Source organism: Streptomyces sp. NPDC087422 (genome assembly GCF_044744145.1).
GTDB lineage: Bacteria > Actinomycetota > Actinomycetes > Streptomycetales > Streptomycetaceae > Actinacidiphila.
On record NZ_JBIUXT010000005.1, the window covers coordinates 502,614 to 528,084 of the forward strand.

Annotated in this window: 26 protein-coding genes; 8 read left to right on the plus strand and 18 right to left on the minus strand. The window is 71.1% G+C overall.

What is annotated here, in order from left to right:
• Positions 1 to 9: 9 nt before the first annotated feature.
• Complete coding sequence (gene corA, locus ACIO6U_RS19310; protein WP_355347640.1) at positions 10 to 993, minus strand: magnesium/cobalt transporter CorA; 984 nt, start codon at positions 991 to 993, stop codon at positions 10 to 12.
• Positions 994 to 1,187: 194 nt separating this feature from the next.
• On the opposite strand from corA, the gene ACIO6U_RS19315 reads away from it, so the two are divergent.
• The 3 genes from ACIO6U_RS19315 (at position 1,188) to ACIO6U_RS19325 (ending at position 3,662) form a co-directional block, all read left to right on the plus strand.
• Complete coding sequence (locus tag ACIO6U_RS19315; protein WP_401720568.1) at positions 1,188 to 2,402, plus strand: AAA family ATPase; 1,215 nt, start codon at positions 1,188 to 1,190, stop codon at positions 2,400 to 2,402.
• Positions 2,403 to 2,520: 118 nt separating this feature from the next.
• Complete coding sequence (locus tag ACIO6U_RS19320) at positions 2,521 to 3,162, plus strand: HAD-IIIA family hydrolase (protein ID WP_355347634.1); 642 nt, start codon at positions 2,521 to 2,523, stop codon at positions 3,160 to 3,162.
• Positions 3,163 to 3,320: 158 nt separating this feature from the next.
• Positions 3,321 to 3,662 (plus strand): hypothetical protein, encoded by a 342-nt coding sequence (locus ACIO6U_RS19325; protein WP_355347631.1) that lies wholly within the window; start codon positions 3,321 to 3,323, stop codon positions 3,660 to 3,662.
• Between the two features lie 54 nt (positions 3,663 to 3,716).
• On the opposite strand, the gene ACIO6U_RS19330 is transcribed toward ACIO6U_RS19325, so the two are convergent.
• Together ACIO6U_RS19330 and ACIO6U_RS19335 are read right to left on the minus strand one after the other, a co-directional pair.
• The gene (locus ACIO6U_RS19330) at positions 3,717 to 4,343 is read right to left on the minus strand and encodes a TetR/AcrR family transcriptional regulator (RefSeq protein ID WP_401720573.1); all 627 of its coding nucleotides are present in this window, start codon (positions 4,341 to 4,343) and stop codon (positions 3,717 to 3,719) included.
• Between the two features lie 113 nt (positions 4,344 to 4,456).
• Positions 4,457 to 4,708 (minus strand): hypothetical protein, encoded by a 252-nt coding sequence (locus ACIO6U_RS19335; protein WP_355347625.1) that lies wholly within the window; start codon positions 4,706 to 4,708, stop codon positions 4,457 to 4,459.
• 213 nt (positions 4,709 to 4,921) lie between these two features.
• Here ACIO6U_RS19335 and ACIO6U_RS19340 point away from each other — a divergent pair, with 213 nt between their 5' ends.
• Positions 4,922 to 5,515, plus strand: coding sequence for a hypothetical protein (locus ACIO6U_RS19340; RefSeq protein ID WP_391052503.1), 594 nt, complete (start codon positions 4,922 to 4,924; stop codon positions 5,513 to 5,515).
• A 147-nt stretch (positions 5,516 to 5,662) separates the two neighbouring features.
• On the opposite strand, the gene tkt is transcribed toward ACIO6U_RS19340, so the two are convergent.
• The 6 genes from tkt to ACIO6U_RS19370 all read right to left on the minus strand — a co-directional run bounded on the left by tkt (position 5,663) and on the right by ACIO6U_RS19370 (position 12,262).
• Positions 5,663 to 7,777: a transketolase gene (tkt, locus tag ACIO6U_RS19345; RefSeq protein ID WP_401720577.1), complete on the minus strand. Its 2,115-nt coding sequence runs from the start codon at positions 7,775 to 7,777 to the stop codon at positions 5,663 to 5,665.
• A 52-nt stretch (positions 7,778 to 7,829) separates the two neighbouring features.
• The gene (locus tag ACIO6U_RS19350; RefSeq protein ID WP_355347616.1) at positions 7,830 to 8,597 is read right to left on the minus strand and encodes a glucose 1-dehydrogenase; all 768 of its coding nucleotides are present in this window, start codon (positions 8,595 to 8,597) and stop codon (positions 7,830 to 7,832) included.
• Complete coding sequence (locus ACIO6U_RS19355) at positions 8,594 to 9,304, minus strand: nucleoside/nucleotide kinase family protein (protein WP_355347614.1); 711 nt, start codon at positions 9,302 to 9,304, stop codon at positions 8,594 to 8,596. The genes ACIO6U_RS19350 and ACIO6U_RS19355 overlap by 4 nt, the downstream gene beginning before the upstream one ends.
• Positions 9,301 to 10,086, minus strand: coding sequence for an ATP-binding cassette domain-containing protein (locus ACIO6U_RS19360; protein WP_391128062.1), 786 nt, complete (start codon positions 10,084 to 10,086; stop codon positions 9,301 to 9,303). The genes ACIO6U_RS19355 and ACIO6U_RS19360 overlap by 4 nt, the downstream gene beginning before the upstream one ends.
• A gap of 137 nt (positions 10,087 to 10,223) precedes the next feature.
• On the minus strand, positions 10,224 to 11,237 hold the full coding sequence (locus tag ACIO6U_RS19365; protein ID WP_355347608.1) for an ABC transporter permease: 1,014 nt from the start codon (positions 11,235 to 11,237) through the stop codon (positions 10,224 to 10,226).
• Positions 11,234 to 12,262 (minus strand): substrate-binding domain-containing protein, encoded by a 1,029-nt coding sequence (locus ACIO6U_RS19370; protein ID WP_355347605.1) that lies wholly within the window; start codon positions 12,260 to 12,262, stop codon positions 11,234 to 11,236. Before ACIO6U_RS19370 ends, ACIO6U_RS19365 begins: the two co-directional genes overlap by 4 nt.
• Before the next feature lie 178 nt (positions 12,263 to 12,440).
• On the opposite strand from ACIO6U_RS19370, the gene ACIO6U_RS19375 reads away from it, so the two are divergent.
• Positions 12,441 to 13,673: an ROK family protein gene (locus ACIO6U_RS19375; RefSeq protein WP_401720582.1), complete on the plus strand. Its 1,233-nt coding sequence runs from the start codon at positions 12,441 to 12,443 to the stop codon at positions 13,671 to 13,673.
• Between the two features lie 16 nt (positions 13,674 to 13,689).
• Here the strand turns inward: ACIO6U_RS19375 and ACIO6U_RS19380 are convergent, their stop codons facing one another.
• On the minus strand, positions 13,690 to 14,244 hold the full coding sequence (locus ACIO6U_RS19380) for a TetR/AcrR family transcriptional regulator C-terminal ligand-binding domain-containing protein (protein ID WP_355347598.1): 555 nt from the start codon (positions 14,242 to 14,244) through the stop codon (positions 13,690 to 13,692).
• Between the two features lie 75 nt (positions 14,245 to 14,319).
• On the opposite strand from ACIO6U_RS19380, the gene ACIO6U_RS19385 reads away from it, so the two are divergent.
• Positions 14,320 to 15,618, plus strand: a complete 1,299-nt coding sequence (locus tag ACIO6U_RS19385; RefSeq protein ID WP_355347595.1) for an MFS transporter — start codon at positions 14,320 to 14,322, stop codon at positions 15,616 to 15,618.
• 67 nt (positions 15,619 to 15,685) lie between these two features.
• On the opposite strand, the gene ACIO6U_RS19390 is transcribed toward ACIO6U_RS19385, so the two are convergent.
• The 4 genes from ACIO6U_RS19390 to ACIO6U_RS19405 are packed head-to-tail and all read right to left on the minus strand — an operon-like array spanning position 15,686 to position 20,402.
• Entirely contained in the window at positions 15,686 to 17,290 is a 1,605-nt protein-coding gene (locus tag ACIO6U_RS19390) for a glycoside hydrolase family 3 N-terminal domain-containing protein (protein WP_401720586.1), read from the minus strand.
• Between the two features lie 7 nt (positions 17,291 to 17,297).
• Positions 17,298 to 18,134, minus strand: coding sequence for a carbohydrate ABC transporter permease (locus ACIO6U_RS19395; RefSeq protein ID WP_355347589.1), 837 nt, complete (start codon positions 18,132 to 18,134; stop codon positions 17,298 to 17,300).
• Positions 18,131 to 19,111: a carbohydrate ABC transporter permease gene (locus ACIO6U_RS19400; RefSeq protein WP_401720589.1), complete on the minus strand. Its 981-nt coding sequence runs from the start codon at positions 19,109 to 19,111 to the stop codon at positions 18,131 to 18,133. Before ACIO6U_RS19400 ends, ACIO6U_RS19395 begins: the two co-directional genes overlap by 4 nt.
• 1 nt (position 19,112) lies before the next feature.
• Positions 19,113 to 20,402: a sugar ABC transporter substrate-binding protein gene (locus ACIO6U_RS19405; RefSeq protein ID WP_355347582.1), complete on the minus strand. Its 1,290-nt coding sequence runs from the start codon at positions 20,400 to 20,402 to the stop codon at positions 19,113 to 19,115.
• A 264-nt stretch (positions 20,403 to 20,666) separates the two neighbouring features.
• On the opposite strand from ACIO6U_RS19405, the gene ACIO6U_RS19410 reads away from it, so the two are divergent.
• Positions 20,667 to 21,689, plus strand: a complete 1,023-nt coding sequence (locus ACIO6U_RS19410) for a MurR/RpiR family transcriptional regulator (protein WP_401720593.1) — start codon at positions 20,667 to 20,669, stop codon at positions 21,687 to 21,689.
• A gap of 186 nt (positions 21,690 to 21,875) precedes the next feature.
• Here ACIO6U_RS19410 and ACIO6U_RS19415 read toward each other — a convergent pair whose 3' ends face one another.
• Together ACIO6U_RS19415 and ACIO6U_RS19420 are read right to left on the minus strand one after the other, a co-directional pair.
• On the minus strand, positions 21,876 to 22,343 hold the full coding sequence (locus tag ACIO6U_RS19415) for a MarR family winged helix-turn-helix transcriptional regulator (protein ID WP_401720596.1): 468 nt from the start codon (positions 22,341 to 22,343) through the stop codon (positions 21,876 to 21,878).
• A gap of 142 nt (positions 22,344 to 22,485) precedes the next feature.
• The gene (locus ACIO6U_RS19420) at positions 22,486 to 23,499 is read right to left on the minus strand and encodes an AraC family transcriptional regulator (RefSeq protein ID WP_401720599.1); all 1,014 of its coding nucleotides are present in this window, start codon (positions 23,497 to 23,499) and stop codon (positions 22,486 to 22,488) included.
• A 59-nt stretch (positions 23,500 to 23,558) separates the two neighbouring features.
• On the opposite strand from ACIO6U_RS19420, the gene ACIO6U_RS19425 reads away from it, so the two are divergent.
• Positions 23,559 to 24,311 (plus strand): SDR family NAD(P)-dependent oxidoreductase, encoded by a 753-nt coding sequence (locus tag ACIO6U_RS19425; RefSeq protein WP_401720601.1) that lies wholly within the window; start codon positions 23,559 to 23,561, stop codon positions 24,309 to 24,311.
• Between the two features lie 139 nt (positions 24,312 to 24,450).
• Here ACIO6U_RS19425 and ACIO6U_RS19430 read toward each other — a convergent pair whose 3' ends face one another.
• Positions 24,451 to 24,639, minus strand: a complete 189-nt coding sequence (locus ACIO6U_RS19430) for a hypothetical protein (RefSeq protein WP_401720953.1) — start codon at positions 24,637 to 24,639, stop codon at positions 24,451 to 24,453.
• A gap of 85 nt (positions 24,640 to 24,724) precedes the next feature.
• Positions 24,725 to 25,405, minus strand: a complete 681-nt coding sequence (locus ACIO6U_RS19435; protein WP_401720604.1) for a TetR/AcrR family transcriptional regulator — start codon at positions 25,403 to 25,405, stop codon at positions 24,725 to 24,727.
• Between the last annotated feature and the right edge of the window lie 66 nt (positions 25,406 to 25,471).

The window sequence follows — 25,471 nt, forward strand, 5'->3', positions numbered from 1 at the left end:
CGCACCGGCTCAGAGCCAGCCGCGCCGCTTGAACAGGAAGTACAGGAAGGTCACCACCGACGCCATCAGGCCGAGCACCGCCGGATAGCCCCAGACCTGGCGCAGCTCCGGCATGTGGTCGAAGTTCATGCCGTAGATCCCGGCGATCATCGTCGGGGCCGCCGCCATGGCCGCCCACGCGGAGATCTTGCGCATGTCGTCGTTCTGCCGCACACCCACCTGCGTCAGATGCGCCGCCAGGATGTCGGACAGCAGCCGGTCGAGCCCTTCCTCCGCCTCGTTGACGCGCGCCAGGTGGTCGGCGACATCGCGGAAGAACGGCTTGGTGCGCGCGTCCACGAAGGGCGCGTTGCCGCCGGCCAGCCGGGCCATCGGCTCCGAGAGCGGACTGATGGCCCGGCGGAATTCCAGCACCTGGCGCTTGAAGGAGTAGATGACGCCCGCCACCCGCGAGGAGTCGCCGCCGGTGGGGGAGAAGACCTGCTCCTCCAACTCCTCCAGATCCACTTGCAGCTCCGCGGCGATGTCCAGATAGTCGTCCACGACCGCGTCGCAGATCGCGTAGAGCACGGCCACCGGACCGTGCCGCAGCACCTCGGGGGACTTCTCCAAACGGGAACGGGCGTCGGCGGCCGTCTTCGCGTGCCCGTGCCGCACCGTCACCACGAAGGAGTCGCCGATGAAGATCATCAGCTCGTCGGCCGTGACGCGGCTCTTCTCGTCGTCGTAGCGCAACGGCCGCACGACCGTGAACAGCGCCCCGTCGTACGCTTCCATCTTCGGCCGCTGACGGGCCTTGAGCGCGTCCTCGACGGCCAGCGGATGCAGGTCGAACTCGGTGGCGACCCGGTCGAACTCGCTCGTCGTCGGCTCGTGCATGCCGATCCAGACGAAGCAGTTCCCCGACGCGCGGGCCTCGGCGAGCGCGTCGGACAGGTCGTCCGGCGTCTTCTCGCGACGACCGTCCCGGTAGATGGCGCAATCCACGATCACGCGGTGATCCCTTCGGTGAACGTCCGCGGCCGTACCACCCACGCCCGCGCGGCTCCCAGGGCCCGTCCGGCCCTGGCCCGCTCCTGCCCGGAACGCGCCGCTTCATGGCCGGATCGCGCCTCCGCCGCGCCACGCCACCGCGCGACCCGCCCGGTCGGCGCGGATCCCGGCGGCGCGGCTGACAGACTGGCCGCATGCAGGACACCTCCTTCTCGCTGACCCGTGTCCGGCTGCGGCAGTACCGCAGCATCCCGGAAGCCGACGTGGCGCTCGGCCCGCTCGTCTTCCTGATCGGGCCCAACGGCTCGGGGAAGAGCAACTTCCTCGACGCCCTGCGCCTGGTCTCCGAGGGACTGCGGACCTCCCTCGACGAAGCACTCGACCGGCGCGGCGGCGTCGCGCAGGTCCGCCGCAGGTCGGCGGGACACCCGACCCGCTTCAGCGTCGACCTCGACTTCCGCGGCCCGCACGGCGACGGCGGCTACGGAATCCAGGTCGCGGCCGAACGCGGCGGCGGCTTCCGTATCGTCCGCGAGCACTGCACCGTACGGCCCGCCGCCGCCCGCGACGGCGCGGGCACCGCACCGGCCGAGGCCGCCTACCGGGTGGACGACGGGGTGCTGACCTCCAGCACCGAGTCCGGTATGCCCGCGGCCGACCGTCACCGCCTGCTGCTCGCCGACCTCGCCACCCGCAAGCCCTTCAAGCACGTCCACGACGGCCTCGCCGACATCGGCGTGTTCACCCTCAACCCGGAGGCCATGCGCGAGCCGCGGACGCCCGGATCCGGTCAACTCCTCCAGCGCGACGGCTCCGACATCGCCGCGGTACTGCACCGGCTGGGCCGGAGCGCGCGCGGCCGGGAGGACAAGGCGCGGATCGAGAGCTATCTGCGGCAGATCGTGCCGGGCATCCACGGCGTGACCCGGCGCACGCGCGGGGGCCGCGAGATCCTGGAGTTCACCCAGGACGTGCCCGGCGCCAAGGCGCCCTGGCGGTTCGGCGCGCCCTCCGTCTCCGACGGCACCCTGCGCGCACTCGGCGTCCTCACCTCGCTGTTCACCCCCGCGGGCGGCGCCTACAGCACGGTGGCCGTCGAGGAGCCCGAGACCGCCCTGCACCCCACGGCGACCGGCGCGCTGCTGGCCGCGCTGCGGGACGCCAGCGACCGCCGCCAGATCATCGCGACCAGCCACAGTCCCGACCTCCTCGACACCGACGAGATCGACCCGGCGGAGCTGCTCGCCGTCCGCGCGCCCGGCGGCCGTACCGTCATCGCCCCGCTCGACGCGCCCGCCACCTTCGCGCTCCGCGCCCAGCTCCACACCCCCGGCCAACTGCTGCGCGCCGACCAGCTCCTGCCGCACCCGTCCCCGCCCGCGGGGGAAGAGCGCGCGCGTGTGAGGTGAGACGGGCCGCCGTCCGCCCGCCCCGCGCGTCCACCGGTGAGCCGACGGCCGCCACGACGGAGTGAAGGACCGGTCGTGGCGCGCCGGGCGGCGCGGCGGCTGCCCTAGGGTGACGACGATGACTACCACGATCGTGTTCGACATCGGCGAGACCCTGATTTCCGACGCGCGGCACTGGGCGGGCTGGGCCGACTGGCTCGGCGTCCCGTCACACACCGTCTCGGCCCTGGTGGGAGCGGTCGTCGCCGAAGGGCGCGACGACGGCGACGCGCTGCGGCTGATCACCCCCGGCCTCGACATCCCCGCCGCCTACGCCGCCAGGGAGGCGGCCGGGCGGGGCGAGCACCTGGACGAGACGGATCTGTACCCGGACGTCCGCCCCGCGCTGGCCCGGCTGCGGGAGGCCGGCATCAAGGTGCTCGCCGCCGGCAACCAGACCGCCCGGGTCGGGGAGCTGCTGCGCGGCCTCGACCTGCCGCTCGACCTGGTCGCCACCTCCGCGGAATGGGCCGTCGCCAAACCGAGCCCCGGCTTCTACGCGAAGGTCGTCGAGGTCGCGGGGGCCGAACCCGAAGAGATCCTCTACGTCGGCGACCACCCCGGCAACGACGTCTTCCCCGCGAAGCGCGCGGGACTGCGCGTCGCCCACCTGCGCCGCGGGCCCTGGGGCCACCTGTGGGCCGACGACCCCGACGTGGCCGCCGCCGCGGACTGGCGGATCAACTCCCTGACCGAACTCGTCGCCATCGCGTCCCGCTGACCGGCACCGGCACCGGCACCGGCACCGGCACCGGCACCGGAACCGGAACCGGAACCGGCATCGGCACCGGCATCGGAAGCCGTACCGCGCGCGGACCGCGACGGGATTGATCATCCGTTCCGTGGGGAGGCGGAGGAATGAGGAGAGAGGGCGGGGACATGAGCACGAGCTACCAGGACGGCTGGATCGAGTGCACACCTGACGCGCTCCGGATCCGCGGCTACTACTTCCCCTGGGGCACGAAGACGATTCCGTACGCGTCGATCCGCACGGTCACCCGCGTGAAGATGGGCGTGTTCAGCGGGCAGGGCCGCATCTGGGGCACCGCGAACCCCCGCTACTGGGCCAGCCTCGATCCGCGGCGGCTGTCCAAGACGGAAGGTCTCGTCCTGGACACCGGGAAATTCGTCCGGCCCTTCATCACCCCGGACGATCCGGCGGCCGTCGAGAGCATCCTGCGCGAGCGCTCCGGCGCCGGGCCGGACGACCGGGATTCCTAGGGCCTGACCGATCCCGTACGCCTGTCCGCTGCGGGGTCCGTCGCACGGAGGGCGTCAGCCGAGCGCACTCGCCACCGTCACGGCGGGCCCGGTCCCGCCGACGTCACCGGTCCCCGCCGCGATCAGCGCCGAGGCGGCGGCCCGGGCGGCGACGGCCGCCGAGGGGTCGCGGTCCATCCGGGCGGAGATCCCGGCGCCGTCGTAGAGCAGATGGAGCTGGCGGCCCAGCGACCGCGGGTCGGCGGCGCCCGCCTCACCGGCGAGGCGGGTGAACAACTCCCGCAGCCAGGCACGGTAGTTGTCCGCGGCCTCCTCCACGAGACTGCCGGGACCGGCCTCCGCGCCGGCCCGGACGAAGGCGCAGCCGTGGAAGTCCGGTTCCCCGAAGAGCGCGCCCTGCGCCTCGAAGACCGCCAGCAGCCGCTCGCGCGGAGTGTCGCGGCTGTCGACCGCGTCGGTGATCCGCTGGGTGATGCCCGCGTGACGGCTGTCGAGGTAGGCCCGGATGAGCTGTTCCTTGCCGCCGAAGGTGTTGTACAGCGACGCCTTGGCCACGCCCGCGTGCTCGATGACCCGGTCGATGCCGACGCTCCGCACGCCCTCGGCGTAGAACAGCTCGTCCGCGGCGGCGAGCAGTCGCTCACGCGCCGACGGCTTCGTGGTGGTCCGGGAAGTCGCCATGGCCGTCACCTTTCGGACAGATCTGTCTGCATTATGCCCCGGCGGCGGGACAAGCCCGGGGGCGGCGAGCCGGGGCGGTCGGGGGGCGGTCGCGCCCGGCCCGTGGTCCGAGGTCACACGGCCGGCCGGGGGGACTGCTCGGAGGCGGCCCAGGTCAGTTGCTTGAGCTCCATCCGGGCGGCCGGAGCCGTTCCGGGCAGCGACGCCCAGTAGGGATGGGTGGAGATCCGGACGGAGAGCCTTTGCAGGCGGCGCCGGAGCACGGTGGTCTGCGTACCGGCGGGAGCGTCGGCGAGCAGGCGGTAGGTGATGTACCAGTCGCGCTGCGCCTCGATGAGATCAGCGGGGAAGTCGTGCTGCTTCATGGGGGCAATCCTGGCACGTGTTCGAATATTTGTGCGAGTCCATCTCGTCACGTTCGTACGACAGCCGCCCCTCCGCCGCCGGTGGCCGGGGACACGGCCGGGTGGAGAGGCGGTGGAGGGGCGGAGAATGGGGGAGAGGGGGACAATCGGGGTGTTCGCCCGCGTGTCGCGGCTCACGCGCCGCGGCTCGCCCCCGGTGGAGGAGGTCCGGACATGAACGAGGCAACGCGACGGCAGGGCGCGACCGTGTGGGACCCGGCGACGGACGGCGGCACCGCGGGCCATGGCATGGGGGACCGGCCCAAGGGTCCGCACAACATCCAGAACCACTCCGAGGAGTTCGACCAGTCGGTCCGGGACGCGGAGACCGAGGCCGCCACCGCCGACCGGGCCCGCTTCCACGGCGTGTCCGTCCGGCTGCTGGAGTCGGGCACGGCGGTGCACGACATGATCCAGGCGCTGTTCAACAGGGAGACGACCGCCCCGGCCGATCTGCGGCCGGTGGCCGACGCCTTCCGTCGGCACTGCGCCGCCAAGGACGCCACGGCGGGGCGCGCGCTGGAGTCCCACCCGCCGGTCGCCGAGGCGGTCAGGCGCGACCGCGAGGAAGGCGCGTACCTCCTTGCCCTCCTCGACGGCTCCATCGCGTCGCCGGGTCCGGCCGGAACGCGCGCCCAGACCGTCAACGGTGTGCTGGCCGACATCGACCAGTTCCTCGGCCACGAACAGCGCGACTTCATCCCGCTGATCGAGCGTGAACTCCCGGTCTCGCAGAGCAACCGCCTGGCCGCCTCCTTCGACGGCTGACGGCTGACGGCTGACGGCTGGCTGCTGACGGCTGACTACTGACGGCCGGAGGACGACGCGTACGCCTGACGCCTGCGACGCCTGCGCCTCACACCTGCGCGTACGCCCGAACCCCGCCCTCCGACCGGCGGCCCCGCTGCCGCCTCACTACCTGCCCATCAGCTCCCGCGCCGCCGACGCGACCGCGTCCGCCGTCAGCCCGAAGTGCTCGTAGAGTTCGGCGGCCGACGCCGACGCGCCGAACTCCTGGACGCCGATCGACCGGCCGTCGAGGCCGATCAGGTCGTACCAGCCCTGACCGACGCCCGCCTCCACCGCGATCCGGCGGCGTACGCCCGGCGGGATGACACTGTCGCGGTACGCCGCGTCCTGCGCGTCGAACCACTCACGGCACGGCATCGACACGACGCGCGCCCGTATCCCGTCCGCGGCCAGCGCCCGCGCCGCGGCGACGGCGAGCTGCACCTCGGACCCGGTGGCGATGACCACGACGTCCGGGTCGGCCGGACCGGCCGACGGGTCCGCGACGGGCGCCTCGTACCGTACGTAACCGCCCCTGACCGCCTCGGCGGCCGAGCCGAACCCGTCCGTGCCGTCGGGGAAGACCGGCAGGTCCTGACGGCTGAGGCTGAAACCGGTCGGCCCGGCGGACCCGGCCGCGCCGAGCACCTTCCACAGGGCGACGGCCGTCTCGTTGGCGTCACCGGGCCGCACGATGTCCAGGCCCGGAATCGCGCGCAGGGACGCCAGGTGCTCGACCGGCTGGTGGGTCGGGCCGTCCTCGCCGAGGCCGATGGAGTCGTGCGTCCACACGTAGAGCGTCGGCAGCTTCATCAGCGCGGCGAGCCGTACCGCCGGGCGCATGTAGTCGCTGAAGACGAGGAAGGTGCCGCCGTAGGGACGGCTGAGGCCCGACAGCGCGATGCCGTTCATCGCGGCGGCCATGAAGTGCTCGCGGATTCCCCAGTGGACGGTGCGTCCCGCCGGGTCGGCGCCGGGCTGCGCGCTCGACGCCGGAAGGAAGGACGAACTGCCCTCCACCGTCGTGTTGTTGGAGTCGCCGAGGTCGGACGAGCCGCCCCACAGCTCGGGCAGTTCCGCCGCCGCCGCGTTCAACGCCCGCCCGAACGCCTTCCGCGTGGCCACCTGGGTGTCCGTCGCGAAGACCGGACGCGCGTCCTCGAAGGCGGCGGGGAGCCCTTTGGCCGTCAGCCGGTCGAGCAGCGCCCGCCCGTCCGGATTCCCGCGCGCCCACGCGTCGAACGCCGCGTCCCACTCCCGGTGGGCCGCCGATCCCGCCGTGCGCGCCGCCGACGTCAGCCGGTCGTGGAGATCGGCCGATACGTCGAAGGCGGTGTCCGGGTTCACGCCGAGGACGGACTTCGCCGCGCGGACCGCGTCGGCCCCGAGAGCGGAGCCGTGCGACTTCGCGGTGTTCTGCGCGCCGGGCACCGGCCAGGAGATGATGCTGCGCATCAAGACGATCGACGGCCGCGTCGTCTCGGCGGCGGCTTCCTCCAGCGCCCGCGACAGTGCGGACACGTCGATGTCGCCGTCGGCCGCGAGGCCGACCCGCTGCACGTGCCATCCGTACGCCTCGTAGCGGGCGCCGACGTCCTCGCTCGTGGCCAGGTCCGTGCTGCCCTCGATGGAGATCCGGTTGTCGTCGTAGACGACGACGAGGTTGCCCAGGCGCTGGTGCCCCGCGAAGGAACCGGCCTCGGCGCTGATGCCCTCCTGGATGTCGCCGTCGGAGCACAGGACGAACACCCGGTGGTCGAAGGGGCTTGTCCCCTCGGGCGCGTCGGGGTCGAGCAGGCCGCGCTCGCGGCGGGCGCCCATCGCCATGCCGACCGCGGTGGCGATGCCCTGGCCGAGCGGCCCGGTCGTGGTCTCCACACCCGGCGTGTGCCGCCACTCGGGGTGCGCAGGGGTGAGGCTGCCGCGCTTCCGGTAGGCGCGCAGGTCGTCCAGCGTGAGCGGATATCCGGCGAGGTAGAGCTGGATGTACAGCGTGAGGCTGGAGTGACCGCAGGACAGGACGAACCGGTCCCGCCCGCGCCACCGGGGGTCGGCGGGGTCGTGGCGCAGGAAGCGCCGGAATATCAGATGGGCGGCGGGCGCCAGGCTGACGGCGGTGCCGGGGTGACCGTGGCCCGCCTCCTGCACGGCGTCCATGGCCAGGACGCGGGCGGTGGTCACGGCCCGCTGGTCGTCCTCGGTCCAGGGTATGTGGGCATGCTGAACGTACGTGCTCGTCACGAGCGCTCCTTCGACACGAAAAGAGGGTGCGGGCGGGGCGGGGCCCGCCGGCTCACCAGAGGGTGTAGCCGCCGTCGATGACGAGGATCTCGCCGGTGACGAAGGACGAGGCGGGGCTGGCCAGGTAGAGCGCGGCCGGGGCGATCTCCGACGCCTGCGCGTACCGCTGCATGGGCACTTCGTCGATCCAGTAGTGCTTGTACTCGGGCAGGTCGATGTCCGAGATCTCGGTCTTCGTGTAACCGGGCGCGATCGCGTTGACGCGTACCGACCTCGGCGCCCACTCGGCGGCCAGGGACTTGGTCAGGTGGTGCACCCCGGCCTTGGAGACGGCGTAAGGGGCGTGCCACTGCGGGCGGTTGATGATCATGCCGGACATGGAGCCGACGTTGACGATCGATCCGGTGCCGCGCTCGACCATCGACTCGCCGACGACCTGGCTGACCTTCCAGACCGCGTCGAGGTTGGTGGCCATCACACGGTCCCAACTGTCGTCGTCGATGGTCAGGGACTCGCCGTGGATGCCGATGCCCGCGTTGTTGATCAGGACGTCGACCGGGCCGAGCTCCGCGGTGACCCGCTCGTTCATGGCCACGATGTCCGCGCGGCTGGTGACGTCGGTCCTCGTCGAGATCGCGGTGGCGCCCAGCGCGGTGAGTTCGGCGACGGCCTCGGCGTTGCGCGCCTCGTCCCGGCCCGCGATGGCGACGGACGCGCCCGCTTCCGCCAGCGCGGTGGCGATGGCCTTGCCGATACCGCGGTTTCCGCCGGTGACGACGGCGACCTTGCCGTTCAGCCGGAACTGGTCCAGGACACTCATGCCGATTGCTCCTCGGTTGACGTCGGCGCTGACTGCGCGTCGGGCACCCGGACGATCCGGTCCGCGCGGGTGCGGGTTGCGTGAATGAGTTCTGCGTTGCGCTGGTCGGAGCCGTGCGACCGCTCGTACGCCTCCGCCGCCGACCGGCCGTACCGCATGTGCCGGGCGATCAGCCGTTCCATGCGCACGTCCTCGTCGGGGTCGACGTACCAGCACGCGTCGAGCAGCGGCTGTACGGCTCCCCACCGGGGCCCGTCGACCAGCAGGTAGTTGCCCTCGGTGACGACCAGCGGGACGTCACGGGGGACGGGCACCGCGCAGGCTATGGACTCCTCGATGGCGCGGTCGAAGAACGAGGCGTAGACGACCTCTTCGTCGCGGGCGCGCAGCCGGCGCAGGAGGTTGATGTAACCGGCCGCGTCGAAGGTGTCGGCGGCCCCCTTGGAGGCGTGGCGGCCGAGCCGGTGCAGTTCGGCGTTGGCCAGGTGGAAGCCGTCGAGGCTGACGAGCACCGCCTGGTCACCGAGCGCGTTCACCAGGGCTTCGGCGAGAGTGGACTTCCCGGAACCGGGCGCGCCCGTGATTCCGAGGATCCGGCGCTGCCCGGAAGTGATCAGCGCCCGGGCCGAGTCGATGAGGGCGTCGTAGTCCGCGCCGTCGGCCCCGGGATTGTGCTGGGGGTCGGCGGCCGGTCCTGGGGGGTTCAATTTTCGCCTTTCGAGAGATCCGTCGGTGCCGCGTGCGCGCCCTGCGGGGCGGAGTCCCCGGCGGGTGCTTCCACGCCCACGAGGGTGTCCGGCGCCTTGGCGCCGGTCATGACGGCGACGGCTTCTTCCATGCTGGTGTCGTTCTTGTCGACCAGGGCGATACGCCGCCCCAGCCGGTGGATGTGGATCCGGTCCGCGACCTCGAAGACGTTCGGCATGTTGTGGCTGATGAGCACCACCGGCAGGCCGTTGTCGCGGACGCGCAGGATCAGGTCGAGGACCTGGTTCGTCTCGCGCACGCCGAGCGCGGCGGTCGGTTCGTCCATCACCACGACGCGGGTCGCCCACGCGGCGACGCGCGCCACCGCGACGGCCTGCCGCTGCCCGCCGGAGAGCGTCTCGACCTTCTGCCGGATGGACTGGACGCGGATGCCCAGGTCGGCCATCTGCTGGGCCGAGCCGCGGCGCATGGCGCCCTTGTCCAACTGCCGGAAGACCGTGCCGAGTACGCCGCGACGGCGCTGCTCCCGGCCGAGGTAGAGATTCTGCGAGATGTCCAAGGCCGGGGCCACGCCCAGCTCCTGGTACACCGTCTCGATGCCCGCCCTGCGCGCGTCGAGCGGGCTGCGGAACTGCACTTCCTCGCCGTTCAGACGCAGGGTGCCGGAGCCGGGGACGACCGCGCCGGTCAGCGATTTGATCAGCGTCGACTTGCCCGCGCCGTTGTCCCCGATGACGGCCAGGATCTCGCCGGGCCGCAGGTCGAAGTCGGTGTTGTCCATGGCCACGACGTGGCCGTAGTGCTTGGTGAGGCCGCGGCCCTCCAGCACCTTCGGCTGGGACCCGGACTCGGCGGGCTGGGACCCGGTGGGGGTGTACCTGCCGGGAGCGGATCCGTCGGGCAGGGATGCGGAGTGCGTCATCGCGACTGCCTCCTTCGTACGAGTTGGTCGACGCCGACCGCGACGACCACCAGGACACCGGTGGCGACCTGCTGGTAGAGCGAGTCGATACCGGCCTGGGTGAGGCCGTTCTGCAGCACGGTCACGATCAGCGCGCCGATGAACGTTCCGATGACGCCGCCGCGACCGCCGAACAGGCTGGTGCCGCCGATGACGACCGCGGTGATGCTGTCGAGGTTGGCGGTCGAGTAACCGCTCGGGTCGGCGGTCGGGGTACGGCCGAGCGCCTGCCAGGCGGCGAAGACGTAGACGACCGCGGCGACCATGTACACCCCGAGGAGCAGGCGCTTGACCTTGATCCCGGCGAGTTCGGCGGCCTTGTGGTTGTCACCGAGTGCGTAGACCCGCGTGCCCCAGGAGGTCTGTCCGAGGGCGTAGGCCAGGACGGCGGTGAGGCCGATCCAGAGCATCACGCCGTAGGTGATCGTCACCCCGCCGACCGTCACACCGTTGTTGAGGCAGGTCAGCAGGCTGGAGTTGATCGGGTACGTCTGCGACGAGGTGTAGAGCCGGGCCGCCGCGGCCACCACGGACATCACGCCGAGGGTGACGATGAACGGTGGCAGTCTCAGCAGCGAGACCAGCGCGCCGTTGACCGAGCCGACCGCCACGCACACCACCAGGCCGACCAGCAGCGCCAGGGCCGGGTTGTTGTGGACGGCGATCTTGCCGATCACGACAGAACCGAGCACCATGATCGCGCCGTTGGCCAGGTCGATGCCCGACGTCAGGATGATCAGGGTCTGTCCGAGGGCGAGGGTGCCGACCACGACGGACTGCTGGGCGATCAGCGACAGATTCTCCGAGTTGAAGAACGTGCTGGTCGACAGCGTGAAGACGATCACCGCGACGATCAGGGCGGCGAGCGGTCCGGCGATCTGGTTGCCGGCGAAGGCGCGGAGCAGGCTGCCGCGCGAGATCCCCGTCTCCAGCGCCTCCGCGTCCGCGTCATGCGTCGTCGTTCCTGTCACTTCGGACCCCAGCAGTGGTCGAGGCCCCAGGCGGAGGTCTCGGAGGCGATGCCCTTGACCGGCTTGTCGGTGATCAGGACGGTGCCCGAGTCGGTGACGCCGGCCTTCGGCTTGGTGCCGTCCTTGATGTAGGCGGCGGCGGCCTCGACGGCCATCTCACCCATCTTGCTGGGGAACTGCATGGCGGTGGCGCCGATGACGCCGTTCTTCACGTCCTGGACGCCGGAGCACGCGCCGTCGACCGAGACCAGCGTGGTCTTGCCCGCGAGGCCCTTGTTCTTGATCGCGGTGTAAGCGCCGTGCGCGGTCGGCTCGTTGATCGTGTAGACGACGTTGATGTCGGGGTGGGCCGACAGCAGGTTCTCCATCGCGGACTGCCCGGTGTCGATCGTGCCCTGGGTGAGCGCGGTGCCCGCCACCTGCGGCGACTTGGCGGTGATGCCGTAGCCCTCGAGGAAGCCGTCGTGGCGTCCCTTGGCCGGACCGTCGGACAGGTCGAAGTCGAGCATCGCGATGTGCGGGTCCTGCGGCGAGGACGCCTTGGCCCACTGGCCGATGAGCTTTCCCGCGGCGACGTTGTCGGTCGCGTAGGTGGCGTCGGCGGCGCTCTCCGGCGACAGCGGCGAGTTGACGGTCATCACGAGGATGCCCTTGTCCCTCGCCTGCTTCACCACGCCGTTGAGCGCGGTCGCGTTGGCCGGGGTGAGCACGATGGCCTTGACCTTGTTGGCGATCATGTTCTCGATGGCGGTCACCTGGGTGGCGGAGTCACCGGGCACCTTGGCCTCGGCCTTCATGACCTTCCAGCCCTTGGCCTTGGCGGCGGCCTCGGTCGCCTTCTCCAGGGTGCCGAAGAACGGGTTGCTCAGGTTCAGCTCGACGATGCCGATCGTGACCGCTCCGCCGGAACTGCCGGTGGTGCTGCCGCTGCTCGAACTGCACCCCGCGACGGCGAGGGCACAGGTTCCGGCCAGGGCCATGACTCCGAGCTGTGCCGGTCTGCTGGCCCATCGGGTGATCTTCATGGGGTTCCTCCTGGATGCGGGGCCGTTAACTCGGCCAGTCGGCAGAGCACGGGGCGATGACAGAGATATTTCGCAATGTTTCACTGGCTGTCAAGCAGAAATATTTATCTTTTGTCTTTCCACCGACAAAAGAACGTGCTTCACTAAGCTCTGGCCGACGTCCGAGACCGGGAGTGAGATGACTGCGACGACCAGTACGACGACAGGCGGCCCGTCACCGTGGCGGGCCGACGAGGGGCCTGGAAGAATCCTGGAACTCATCACCACGGGCCAGGCCCGCACGCGGTCCGCCCTCACCCAGGTCACGGGCCTGTCCCGGTCCACGGTCGGCCAGCGGCTCGACGCGCTGTTCGCCGCCGACCTGATCCGCGAGGGCGCGGAGAACGTGCCCTCGCGCGGCCGGCCGTCCAAGACGCTCCAGCTCAACCACGCGGCGATGCTGATGATCGGCGTGGACATCGGCGAGGAGCGGACCCGTATCGCGGTCACCGACCTCAACACCAACATCCTGGTCGACCGGGTCGAACGACTCGCCCTCGGCGAGGGCCCCGACGTCCTGCTCGACAAGATCACCGAGACCGTGCGCGACATGATCGTCCAGGCCGGACTGGGCGACATACCGGTGGCGGGCATCGGCCTCGGCCTGCCCGCGCCCGTGGACTACGACGCGGGCAAGGTGCTCGGCTGGTCGATCATGTCCGGCTGGGACGGCTACGACATCCGCGGCCACCTGCGCAGGACCTGGCAGGTCCCGATCCTGATCGACAACGACGTCAATCTGCTCACCCTGGCCGAGCACCGGCGGTTCTGGCGCGACGAGCCGCACCTGCTCTACATCAAGGCCGGTACGGGGGTCGGCAGCGGCATGGTGATCGGCGGCCAGATCAACCGCGGCGCCCAGGGCGCGGCGGGCGACATCGGCCACGCGCACGTCGGCGGCTTCGGCGACCCCCAGTGCCGCTGCGGGAACCTCGGCTGCCTGGAGGCCCTGATCGGCGGCTGGGCCCTGGCCCGCGACCTGCGCAGCCGCCAGCACAGCGACAGCCACGACGCGCGCTATGTCGTCACCCAGGTCAAGCGCGGCGACACCGAGGCCGTCGCCAGCCTGCGGGCCGCGGGCCGCGTCCTCGGCGAGATGGTCGCCTACGCCACCAGCCTGCTCAACCCCGACGTCATCGTCCTCGGCGGCATGCTCGGCACCACCGGCGACCACCTGCTGGCAGGCGTGCGCGAGGTGATCTACCAGCGCTCACTCCCGCTGGCCACCCGGCAGTTGCGCATCGTGCCCACCCGCTACAAGTCCCGCGCCGGGATCGCGGGCGCGGGCTATCTCGTCCGCGACCACGTCCTGAATCCCGCGACCCTGGACATCACCCTGGCCGCCGGAGGCTCCCCGATCGCGGTGACGTGACCCCCGGCCCCCGCGGCTACGTGGTCGCCAGCAGCGTGGCGACCAGGCCGCGCGCCCATGCGCTGGAAGCGGGGCGGGCGCTGAAGATCGCGCGGTAGTACAGCGGGCCGAGCAGCGTGTCGACCGCGCGCTCCAAGGACGGGACCTTGCCGCCGCGCGCCTGCTCGCGCTCGATGATCGCGCGGAGCTGGTCGTGCCGGTCGGCCGTGCACGCGCAGCCGCCCTCCGGGCCCGAGCCGATCGTCGCGCGCATCAGGGCCAGCACGTCGGGGTCGGCGAGGTCGGTGGCGACGTCGCCCATCCACCGCTCCAGGTCACCGGCCAGCGAGCCGGAGTCGGGTACGACGATGTCACCGCTGAACCTGCTGGTCGCGACGTCGGCCAGGAGCTGCGCCACCGAACCCCAGCGCCGGTAGACGGTGGTGGGGTGCACCCCGGCGCGCGCGGCGACGGCGGGAATGGTGAGCGCGTCGCCCGGTTCCGTGGCGAGCGATTCCTCGACGGCTCGGTGCACTGCGGCCCGTACGCGTGCGGAACGGCCACCGGGACGGGTCTGGACTGCTTCGGTCATGAGGAAATTATCGCACCAATCGCTGCGTTAGCATGAACGTCGCTAACGCAACGATCACTGCAATCGGAGAGTCGTATGACCGGCGCGCTGACGCCCCAAGAGAAGAGCCCCGCGTCCCCGGGTGTCACGTCCCGGGGCGCCGAGCCCGTGGCGATACCGGGCGCGGGGAACGGCTCCCGGCGGCGCGGCCTGAGCCGTCCCGTCGCCTTCGCCGCCATCGCCGCGATCTTCATCCTGTTCATGGCGGCGTCGAGCGCGCCGTCCCCGCTCTACGTCGTCTACCAGCACGAATGGAACTTCTCCGCGTCCATGCTGACCACCGTCTTCGCGGTGTACGTCGTCGGCATGATCGGCGCGCTGCTGGTGCTCGGGGCGCTGTCGGACCACATCGGCCGCCGCCCCGTCCTCGTCTCGGCCATCGCGCTCGAAGCCGTCGCGATGCTGCTGTTCATCGTCGCGGGAGACGTCTCCGTGCTGCTGGTGGCCCGCTTCGTCCAGGGCATCGCCACCGGCGCGGCCATGACGACACTCGGCGCGACCCTGGTCGACCTCAACCCACCGCACGCACCGCACCGCGCCGGAGTCATCAGCGGCGCGGCCCCCACCTTCGGCCTCGGCGTGGGCGCGCTCGGCTGCGGCTTCCTCGTGCAGTACGGCCCGCACCCGACCCGGCTGGTCTACGTACTCCTGCTCGCCGGTCTGGTGCTCGCGGGCCTGCTCGTCTCCCTGCTGCCCGAGACCTCGCAACGGCGGCCCGGCGCGGCGCGCTCGCTGCAACCGCGCCTCGGCGTCGCCCCCCGGCTCCGCGCCGACCTCGTCGGACTCGTGCCGATCCTCGTCGCGAGCTGGGCGCTGGGCGGTCTGTACCTCGCGCTCGGCCCCTCGGTCGCGGTGGGACTGTTCGGCCTGTCCAGCCACGTCATCGGCGGACTCGTCGTCACCCTGCTGTGCGGACCGGCCTCGATCACCGCCTTCGCCCTGCGCGGCTGGCCCACCGAACGCACCCTCGCGCTCGGCGCCGCCCTGCTGGTCACCGGCACCGCCGTCGGCCTGGCCGGAGTGCAGGCCGAGTCGGTCACCACGGCCGCCCTCGGCACCGCCGTCGCCGGTGTCGGCTTCGGCGCCGCCGGTCTGGCCAGCTTCGGCACCCTCGCCCGGATCGCCGAACCGGCCGAGCGCGGCGAACTCTTCGCCGTCGCCTTCGTGATCTCCTACCTCGCGTTCAGCATCCCCGCCGTGGTCGCCGGATTCGCCACCACCGACGTCGGCCTCCACCGCACCGCCGTCGTCTACAGCGCGGCCGTCATCGTCTTCGGCGCCCTCGCCCTGATCGCCCAACGCGTCCGTATCAGCCGCACGGCGGCGAACGCGTAGCACCGACGCGCGGCGCCCACCCGCAGCACCCGCGGTCCTCGGCCCCACGGCCGAGGACCGACGGGCGTCAGCGGGTGAGCAGCGCGGCGACCGCCCGGGCGGTGGGGAGGGATTCGCCGTGGGTGAAGACCGCGTTGACCGCCTCGGGCAGGACGTCCTCGGTGCCCGGCCAGCCGAGGCACACGACGACGGCGCCGGGGGAGAGGGCCAACTGCCGTGCGAGCGCCGCGTCCTGGGCGGGATCGCTGCCGGGCGTGCCGACCAGGACCACATCGGCCGGGATACCGGGGGAGGCCGTACCGTCCTGCGCCTCGCCCGGTGTCAGATCCCCCTGCTGGGCCCGGCCCTCGACGGTCGCCGTCCGCGCGAAGACCGCCTCGACGGTCGAGCCGGGCAGCCGTTCGAGCAAGGCGTCCGCGACCAGGTCGGAGAGCCGCCCGGTCGCCACATTGCGCCGCCTGCGCACGTCCACGACGCGCACCGCCCCGCTCAGCGAGCCGGCGACCTGTCCGCGTACGCGCAGCGCCCGCCGCGCCGCGGCGGCGTTGGCGTCGGTCACGTCCGACGTCACCGAAGCTTCCGAGACGTCACCGCCTCGGGCCCCTCGGGCCCCTTGAGTCCAGTCCGCGAGGGCGTGGACGCGGGCCGCCGCCTCTTCGAGCCGGGCCACCGGCAGGCGGCCCTCGGCGACCGCCCGCGTCACCGCGTCCAGCACCGCGCGGAATTCCTCCTCGTCGGTGGGCGTGCCACCGGTCAGCGGCAGGCCCGGATTGCCCAGGCACACCAGATCGACGCCCGCGGCCAGCGCCCGCACCGCGCTCTCGGCGAAGCCGATGGTCTCGGCGATCGCCAGCATGCTGATCGCGTCGGAGACGATCACGCCGTCGAAGCCCAGACCGTCGCGGAGCAGGGCGACGACGGCGGGACTGACCGTCGCCATCGCGCTGTCCAGCGCGGGGAAGACGATGTGCGAGGTCATCACGCAGCGCACCCCGGCCGCCACCGCGCCCGCGAACGGCACGAGGTCCCGGCTCCGCAGCGTCTCCAGATCGACCGCCACGACCGGCAGGCCCACGTGCGAGTCGACCTTCGTGTCGCCGTGGCCGGGGAAGTGCTTGGCGCAGGCCGCGACCCCCTCGGCCTGCATCGCGGTCACGAACGCGGCCGTGTGCGTGCCGACCAGACCGGGGTCCGCGCCGAAGGAGCGCACCCCGATCACCGGGTTGGCGGGGTCGGAGTTGACGTCCGCCACCGGCGCGAGCGCCAGGTCGATGCCCGCCGCCCGTACGTCACGGGCGATCCCGCGCGCGACCGCCGCGGTCAGCGCGAGGTCGTCGGCGCGGCCGAGCACCGCAGCTCCGACGTGCGGAGAGCCGCCGCACACATGCAGCCGGGTGACACCGCCGCCCTCCTCGTCCATCGCGATGACCGCCCGCCCGGCCGCGTGGATTCGCTTTGACAGCGCCGCGGTCTGCTCGGGCGACTCCAGATTGTGCCCGAAGTAGCAGACGGAGCCCAGGCCGTCGCGCAGGGCGTCGAGCAGCCACGGCGGCGCCGACGTACCGGTGAAGCCCGGCATGAGAACGGCGTGGACCAGTCGCCGGGTCCGCTCGTCCACGGCGGGCGCCGTGCTCGTGGTGCTCCCGGAGGCCCCGGTGTTCACAGATGACATGGAGTCCTCACTTCACGGCGCCGGCCACCAGGCCCATGGTCAGCCGTCGTTGGGCCAGCACGAAGACGATCACGACCGGAATCGTCACCAGCGTGGAGGCCGCCATCAGGCCGCCCCAGTCGTTGGTGTTCTGGCCGAGGAACTCCGCGAGGCCGACGCCGACGGTCATCCTGTTCTGGTCGGACAGGAAGGTCAGCGCGAAGGTGAACTCCTCCCAGGCCAGGACGAAGGAGAACGCGCTGGTGGCGATGAGTCCCGGCACGACCAGCGGCAGCAGGATCGAGCGGAACATCCGCCACCAGGAGCAGCCGTCCAGGTAGGCGGCCTCCTCCAACTCGACCGGCACCGCGGCCACGAAGCCCCGCAGATTCCAGATCGCGAACGGCAGCGCGAAGGCCGTGTAGACAACCGCCAGGCCCAGCAGCGAGTTGAGCATCCGCAAGTCCTTCATCTGAAGGAACAGCGGGATGACCAGCGCCTCGGCGGGCAGCATCTGCACCACGAGGATCAGCACCAGCACGGTGGTGCGCAGCCGGAACCGGAAGCGCGCCATGGCGACCGCGCCGAGCAGCGCGAGCACACCCGAGGCGACCACCACGATCACGGTGACGATCGCCGAGTTGACCATGTAGCGGCCGAAGCCGCCCGAGGCCCCCGAGGACATCACCTTCGAGAAATGCCCCATCGTGAAGTGCGTGGGGAACAGGCTGTCCGTGCCCGAACTCGCCCGCCCGTTCAGGGCCGTGGAGAGCATGAAGTACACCGGGAACAGCGTGAACAGCAGGACCAGCGCCGTGGCCGCGAACTTGCCGGTCCTGACCCAGTTGGAGGATCTGGCAGTCATCGGATCTCATCCTCTTTGAACAGCACCCGCAGGTACACCGCGGTGATCGCCAGCAGTACGACGGTGAGCAGGACGGCGATGGCCGCGCCCAGCCCGTACTGGTTCTGGTTGATCGCCTTCATGTAGGACCACACACCGAGGTTGAGCACGTCCGGGTTGGAGCCCGCGCCGCCCGGCATCAGGTAGATCTGGGTGAAGACCTTGAAGTCCCAGATCGTCGAGAGCACGGTGACCACGGCGAACACCGGCCGCATCACCGGCACCGTGACGTGCCAGAACCGCTGCCAGGCGCTCGCGCCGTCCAGCCGGGCCGCCTCGTGCAGTTCCTGCGGCACCGTGGTCAGCCCGGCGAAGACGGTGATGGCGACGAACGGGTAGCTGTGGTGGATCACGTTCAGCTCGGCGATCGAGTAGAACGACAGCCGGTCGGTGAACCAGTTGTACCCGTCGGGACCGAGCAGCCCGACACTCTGGAAGACCCGCCGGGCCAGGCCCGAGTCCGGATCGAAGATCCACACCCAGACATAGGTGCCGGTGACCGCAGGCAGCGCCCACGCGATGAGCGCGGAGGCGATGACGGCGGCACGCGACTTGGGACCCAGGGTCTGGAGCAGCAGCGCCACCAGCGTCCCGAAGACGATGGTGCCTGCGACGGCGACCAGCGCGAAGAGTACGGTGTTCGGCAGCACGGTGTGCCACAGATACGAGCCCGCCAGCGCCTCGCGGTAGTTGTCCACACCGATGTACGTCGGGTGGCCGGAGATGATCTCCTTCAGGCCGTAGCGCTGGAACGACAGATAGGTGACGCGCACGATCGGGTAGAGCAGCAGCGCCGCGATCACGGCCAGCGGCGCGGCGAGCAGCAGCCACGGCCGCAGCCGGGCCACGAGCGGCGGCGTGCGCCGGACCGGACGGCACGCGTCCTCCGCGAGTGCGGGGACGGTGCGCACGCCGTCGGTCACGGTGACGTCCTCCACGTCAGCTCCCCTGGAGCGTCTTGGTGATGGAGTCAGAGGCTGTCGTGGTGGCCTTCTGCACCGAGGTGCCGGTAAGGATCGACTGGAGCATCTGCGTCACGGTCTGGTCGCCCTCGACGGCGCCCCACTGCGGCGCGCTCGGCACGTTCTTGCCCGCTTCGAGCATCGTCTTGGCGAACGGCGCCACCAGCGGGTCGGGGCTGTTGGCGTACTGCTTGAGCTGCGTGGTGGTGCTGGGGAAGTAACCCGCCTGGTCCGCCCACTGCTTGCTCAGGCCGCCGGTGGTCATCATCTTGATGAACTTCCAGGCCAGATCGGGGTTCTTGCTGGTCTTGAGGACCGCGAGGTTGGAGCCGCCGAGGAACGCGGGCGCGATGCCGCCGTCCTTGCCCGGGATCGGGAAGGCGCCGATCTTGTCCTTGAGGGTGGGGTCGGTGGCGACCGCGGTCTTCGGGGTCCAGTTGCCCTGGATCACCATGGCGGCCTTGCCCTTGACGAAGGAGTCGAGCAGGTCGGTCTCCTTCCAGGTCGAGGCGCCGACGCTGGAGGAGTCGTCCTTGAGCGCGAGGTTGGTGTAGAACTCCAGGCCCGCCCGGGCCTGCGGCGAGTCGAGGGTGCCGGTCCACTTGCCGCCGCTGTCCTTGGCGAAGTCACCGCCCGCACCCCAGATGAAGGGCGCCGAGGCGTACGAGCTGGCGCCGGCGATCGGCATGGGCATCATGTCGGGCTTCTTCTGCTTGAGCGTCTTCACGGTCTGCTCGAGCTCGGCCCAGGTGGCCGGGGTCTTCAGGCCCAGCTCGGTGAAGACGTCCTTGCGGTAGACGATCGCCCGCACACCGGCGTACCAGCCGACGCCGTACTGCTTGCCGTCGTAGGTCGCAGAGTCCTTCAGGGCGGGGATCAGGTCCTTGGAGATGCCCGCGGAGTCGATCTGCTGGGTGAGGTCGGTGAGCCCGCCCGCGGCGGCGAACTCCGGGGTCCAGGTGGTGCCGATCTCCGAGACGTCGGGACCGCCGCCGCCCGCGAAGGCGCGGACCAGCTTGTCGTGGGCGTCGGCCCACTGCACTTCCTGGATCTTCAAGGTGGCGCCGGTCTCGGCGGCGAACTCCTTCTTCGCCGCGGCGTAGAAGGCCGTCGCGTCCGGGTTGGTGCCCTTCATGACCCACCAGGTCAGCGACTTGCCGTCGGCCGAGGAGGGGGAAGAGGAGGACGAGCCGTCGTTCCCGCACGCGGTGAGCAGGAAGACGGCCGCGGTGAGCCCGGCAATGCCTGCCTTGCACATAGATCTCATCGAGCTGTGTCTCCTTCGCGGTGCGGTGCCAGAGGTGTCGGACGGGGACCCCGGCGGCGCCGTCCCCCGTACGCGCAGCCCCGCCCGCCGGGCGTACGGCATGGCCGGACGGTCCGGCTGCGGACCGCCCTTGGGCTGCGGTGATTCGGCAAGTATGGAGATGACGGCCTGACGCGTCAATAACTACCGCGAGCGGCGGTCATAGTGTTCGTTTTTAACATCATCTCCGGGCTACGCTGTCGCTGACGTCATCTGGAGGAAGCCATGGCCAAGCGCGCACTGTTGCCCGTGCCCACCGCGCAGGACGCGTCCGCCGCGGTCCCTCCGACCGCGGCGGCCCCTCCCGTCTCCGGCGTCACGGCGCACCGGGCCCCCGACGACACGCGCGCCGGTGACGTACTGGTCAGGATCCGCGGCGCCGTCCCCTCCCTCCAGCCCGCGGAGAAGCGGGTCGCGGCGGCGATCCTGAGCGATCCGGCCGGGGCGGCGCGGCTGTCCAGCACGGCGCTGGCCGGGCAGGCGGAGACCTCGGTGACGACGGTGATGCGCTTTTGCCGGACGATCGGGCTGCGCAATTACCCGCACCTGCGCGTGGCGCTGGCCGGAGCGGCGGCGCGCGAGGACGCGCAGAGCGCGGACCGGCTACGGGCCAGCGGCGACATCAGCGAGGCGGACACCCTCGCCCAGGTCGTGGACAAAATCGTGTACAACGAGGCGCGGGCGCTGGAGGAGACCGGCGCCAACCTCGACCTCGACACCCTGGAACTGGCCGTACGGGCGATATCCCAGGCCCGCAGGATCGACATCTTCGGCATCGGGGCGAGCGGCTTCGTCGGCCAGGACCTGCACCAGAAACTGCACCGCATCGGCCTCATGGCGTTCATCTGGACGGACGCGCACGCGGCCCTGACCGCCGCCGCCCTGCTCGGCAAGAACGACGTGGCGGTCGGCATCTCCCACTCCGGCGCCACCGTGGACACCGTCGACCCCCTGGAGGCCGCCGCCGAGCGCGGCGCGACCACCATCGCCCTCACCAACTTCGCGGGCTCGCTGCTCACCCGGTCCGCCGACCTGGTGCTCACCACCGCGGTCCGCGAGATGCCCCTGCGGTCCGGCTCGACCGCCAGCCGGATCGCCCAACTGGCCGTGGTCGACTGCCTGTTCGTCGGCATCGCCCAGCGGTCGTACGACCGCGCGACCGCCGCGCTCGCGCAGACCTACGGCGTGGTGCACCAGCGCCGCTCCCACCCCCACCCCGGCCGACGCGCGTCAGCCGAGGACCACTGACCCCGCCACACCGCTCGACTCGCCCGCCGCCACCGCCCTGCCGCCTTCTGCGCCGACGCCCTCCGTGCGCGGTACTGCCCTCAGCCCAGCGCTCCGGGCCCGGCTCCGCGGCCATCCGAGCACCCTTCGAAGCACCTGACGAGGCCATGGCGGCCGGGCAGGACGTGAGCTGACGGTGACGCCCGGTCAGTCCGACTGCTTCTCGATGTGGTCCAGGATTCTCTTGGAGATCAGAGCGAGCGTGCTGAGCTGACTCGGGGTCAGGGCGTCGACGAACAGGCGCCGTACGCGCTCCACGTGCATCGGCGCGGCGTCTTCGATCGCCTTGTAGCCGGCGGGAGTCGCGACGACGAATGCTCCACGGCCGTCGTCGGGGCATTCCTCCCTGACGGTGAGCCCGCGTTTCGTCATCCGCGAGACCTGGTGGGACATCCGGCTCTTCTCCCACTCCACGGATTTGGCCAGATCCAGGAACCGCATGCGCCCCCCGCCCCTTTCGGTGAGGCTGGAGAGCACGATGTAGTCGGACGCGGACATTCCGGAGTCGGTCTGGACGTGGCGGGACAGCCGTCCGATGAGGGTCTCCTGCATGCGGATGAAGCTGTCCCAGGCGGCCTTCTCTTCCGGCTCGAGCCAGCGTGGCGTCACGTCCATGCGCACAGTCTATCGATGTTGTTGACATCTCACCTGCTCCCGTGGCAAGCAGGACGCGACCCGATGTCCCCACGTCAGGCCCGCGGATCCGCCGTATGAGTCGCGAGTGCGGGCGGTGTCGGCTGAGCGTGGGACGGCTCCTTCAGTTTCCGTTCGCGGCCGAGCGTGATGACCGCCGTTCCTGGTTCCGGAACTGTGCGGGCGATGAGCCGACGACGCGGCGGAACGCGGTGCTGAACGCGCTCTCGGACCGGTAACCCGTGGCGCGCGCCAGCTCGGAGATCGACAGAGTGTCGCGGGCGAGGGCGTCGCGGGCGAGGCTGATGCGCCATTGGATCAGGTACTCCAGCGGCGGGACACCGACGTGGCTCTTGAAGGCATGGGCGAACGCGGAACGTGACATGTGGCTGATCTCGGCGAGCTCCTTGAGGGTCCAGGAGTGGGCCACGTCCGCGTGCACGGCGCGCAGGGCGGCACCGATGCCGTCCTCGTTCAGGGCGCCCAGCCAGCCGGTGGGCCGGTCGGTCTGACCGGCGTGGGCGCGGAGCATGTGCACGAGCAGGATCTGCGCGAGGTGGTTCTGCACCAGCGGGCCACCGGCGGCGGTGATCCCGACCTCGGTGGCGAGGAGATCGATCAGCCGGGCGAGCCGCCCGCCGTGAGGATCGCCGGCGCGGACGATCACGAGCGGCGGCAGAAGATCGGTCAGGAGTGCCGCGTTCCTGTCGTCGAACGCGATGTGCCCGACGCAGAGGTAGAGGTCCTCCTCGGCCTCCGGGCCGATCCGCACGAATCCGTCGTCGGCGCCCGCCCACACCGGCTCCGCGGGGCGCGGGCTTGCGTCGAGCGTGCTGGCCAGCACGTAAGGCGGCGGGTTGCCCAGCATGAAGGTGTCACCCTCCCGCAGGAGCACCGGCTCGTGCCCTTCGAGGATCAACCAGCACGTGCCGCGTACGAGGCCCCCGACCCGCACGTGAGGAAACGTGTCGAAGCGCAGAGCCCACTTTCCCGAGGCCCGGAGATTGGGCCCGATCACCGTGCGGGGCCGGAGCAGGCTGATCGCGTCGGCCACCGGATCGCCGAACCCGAGCATCGACGACATCTCCTGGACGATACGTAAACAATGGAGGACTATCCGTGATTGATCGTACTCCACTGCTCCCGCAGCATCGATGTCGTACAGATGGGCACCGGGACGGTGAGGGAGACATCCACATGGGACAACTGGAAGGCAAGACGGCGGTGGTCACCGGGGGCAGCACGGGTATCGGTCTGGCCACCGCGGTACGGCTGGCGGACGAGGGCGCGTACGTCTTCGTCACCGGCCGCCGCGCGTCCGAACTGGAGGCCGCCGTCAAGACCATCGGAGCGGACCGGGCCACCGCCGTCGTCGGCGACATCGCGAAGCCGGAGGACCTGGACCGGCTCTACGCCGCCGTCCGGGCGCGAGGCAACGGTCTGGACGTGCTCGTGGCGAACGCGGCGATCGGCGCGTTCGTGACACTGGAACAGACCACCGAGGAGCACTTCAACCAGACCTTCGGGGTCAATGTCCGAGGCACGCTGTTCACCGTGCAGAAGGCGTTGCCGCTGCTCAACGACGGAGCGTCGGTCGTCCTGGTCGGCTCGACGGCCGGCGACCGCGGCGTGGAAGCGTTCGGCGCCTACGCGGCGTCGAAGGCGGCCGTCCGGTCCTTCGCGCGGACGTGGTCCAACGAGCTCAAGACCCGCGGCATCCGGGTCAACGTGGTCTCGCCGGCATGGATCGAGACGCCCGGGGGCACCGCCGCCTTCGGCGACGAGGAGACCGCCCGGGCCGTCAAGGAGAACGTCGCCGCGACCGTGGCCAAGGGCCGCATGGGCCAGCCCGAGGAAGCCGCCGCGGTCGTGGCCTTCCTCGCCTCGGAGCAGAGCAGCTACGTCGTCGGCGCGAACATCTACGTCGACGGCGGCACCAACCAGATCTGACGTGGACGGGACGATCCCGAGGTCGCCTTCGGCGTCTCAGCCGACGAGCCCGTACGGAAGCGCCACCGGGCGTGCGATGTCGGCCCCCAAGGCCGAAGCGGCCGAGACGTGCGGCGGATCGACAGCGCGTCGGGGTCGGTCACCAGGTCGACCAGGAACGGTCCGTCGTGCGAGAGCGCCCGCCTCCGCAGTACCCCTGCATCTGCTCGGAGGTGCTGATCATCTCGCGGTATTCGCCGCACTCGACGAACAGCCGTTCCAGGTGCTTCTCCTGGAAGAAACCGGTGCCGATCTGACGGGACGGGATGGGTGAGGCGAGTGCCAGCACGGGTGCGCCGGAGCGGTGCGCGTTCCTGGTGCGAGCCGAGCCACGGGCCGGGCGGTGGGAAGGGTCGGCGTGAACGCGTGAGCGATCAGTCTTGAGGCGCCTTGAGTTCGAGACTCGCCGGGAGCGCGGCGACGGTGCGGTTGAGGAGAAGGACGAGACTCTCCGCGCTGTCGCCGTCCTCCGGGCGCCGCATCCAGACTCGTTGGGCGTCACGCGAGGCGACGAGGAAGAGGTCGAGCAGGAGCCTGGGCCTGGGATCGTCCGCATCCGAGATGCCCAGGACCGGTGCCAGGGTGCTCAGCGCCGCCAGAACGGCCTCGTCGCAGAATCGGAGATTGTGCGCGGTGAACGACGGGTGGACGGCGTCGAGCCCGAGCGCAAGGAGCGTGAGCCGGGTCCAGTTCGCGTCCCGAGCCGCACATTCGCGGATGGAGGCGACCAGGGTGTCGCGCAGGACGGAGAGGACTGTCGCGTCGGCGTCGCGGGACTGCGGCTCCGAATCCAGCCGCCGCAGGAACTCGCGCCACAGATCCTGCAACGGCGTCATCGCCGCGTCTTCCTTGCTGGTGAAGTACCGGAAGAACGTGCGCTTCGAGACGCCCACCTGAAGGCACAAGTCGTCGAGCGTGACAGCATCCGCGCCGTGAAGGGTGAAAGACTCCAGCGCATGGACCACCAGGTCCCGGCGGGTCTGCGCCTTCTTGCGCTCCCTGAGTGTCTCCGGCCGGGCTCCGCCCTGCCCTCCGACCGGTCTGGCGCCATCCACGCGTGCAGCCTACCGTGAAACCCTCGATGTGCCACTTGGTAGCATGTGCCTCTCAGGGGCACATTG

Bases quoted from the DNA above. Each gene is read 5' to 3' on its own strand.
- ACIO6U_RS19315 (WP_401720568.1), top strand. From the start codon at position 1,188: ATGCAGGACACCTCCTTCTCGCTGACCCGTGTCCGGCTGCGGCAGTAC.
- ACIO6U_RS19320 (WP_355347634.1), top strand. From the start codon at position 2,521: ATGACTACCACGATCGTGTTCGACATCGGCGAGACCCTGATTTCCGAC.
- ACIO6U_RS19325 (WP_355347631.1), top strand. From the start codon at position 3,321: ATGAGCACGAGCTACCAGGACGGCTGGATCGAGTGCACACCTGACGCG.
- ACIO6U_RS19330 (WP_401720573.1), bottom strand. From the start codon at position 4,343: ATGGCGACTTCCCGGACCACCACGAAGCCGTCGGCGCGTGAGCGACTG.
- ACIO6U_RS19335 (WP_355347625.1), bottom strand. From the start codon at position 4,708: ATGAAGCAGCACGACTTCCCCGCTGATCTCATCGAGGCGCAGCGCGAC.
- ACIO6U_RS19340 (WP_391052503.1), top strand. From the start codon at position 4,922: ATGAACGAGGCAACGCGACGGCAGGGCGCGACCGTGTGGGACCCGGCG.
- ACIO6U_RS19350 (WP_355347616.1), bottom strand. From the start codon at position 8,597: ATGAGTGTCCTGGACCAGTTCCGGCTGAACGGCAAGGTCGCCGTCGTC.
- ACIO6U_RS19360 (WP_391128062.1), bottom strand. From the start codon at position 10,086: ATGGACAACACCGACTTCGACCTGCGGCCCGGCGAGATCCTGGCCGTC.
- ACIO6U_RS19370 (WP_355347605.1), bottom strand. From the start codon at position 12,262: ATGAAGATCACCCGATGGGCCAGCAGACCGGCACAGCTCGGAGTCATG.
- ACIO6U_RS19375 (WP_401720582.1), top strand. From the start codon at position 12,441: ATGACTGCGACGACCAGTACGACGACAGGCGGCCCGTCACCGTGGCGG.
- ACIO6U_RS19380 (WP_355347598.1), bottom strand. From the start codon at position 14,244: ATGACCGAAGCAGTCCAGACCCGTCCCGGTGGCCGTTCCGCACGCGTA.
- ACIO6U_RS19385 (WP_355347595.1), top strand. From the start codon at position 14,320: ATGACCGGCGCGCTGACGCCCCAAGAGAAGAGCCCCGCGTCCCCGGGT.
- ACIO6U_RS19390 (WP_401720586.1), bottom strand. From the start codon at position 17,290: ATGTCATCTGTGAACACCGGGGCCTCCGGGAGCACCACGAGCACGGCG.
- ACIO6U_RS19395 (WP_355347589.1), bottom strand. From the start codon at position 18,134: ATGACTGCCAGATCCTCCAACTGGGTCAGGACCGGCAAGTTCGCGGCC.
- ACIO6U_RS19405 (WP_355347582.1), bottom strand. From the start codon at position 20,402: ATGAGATCTATGTGCAAGGCAGGCATTGCCGGGCTCACCGCGGCCGTC.
- ACIO6U_RS19410 (WP_401720593.1), top strand. From the start codon at position 20,667: ATGGCCAAGCGCGCACTGTTGCCCGTGCCCACCGCGCAGGACGCGTCC.
- ACIO6U_RS19415 (WP_401720596.1), bottom strand. From the start codon at position 22,343: ATGGACGTGACGCCACGCTGGCTCGAGCCGGAAGAGAAGGCCGCCTGG.
- ACIO6U_RS19425 (WP_401720601.1), top strand. From the start codon at position 23,559: ATGGGACAACTGGAAGGCAAGACGGCGGTGGTCACCGGGGGCAGCACG.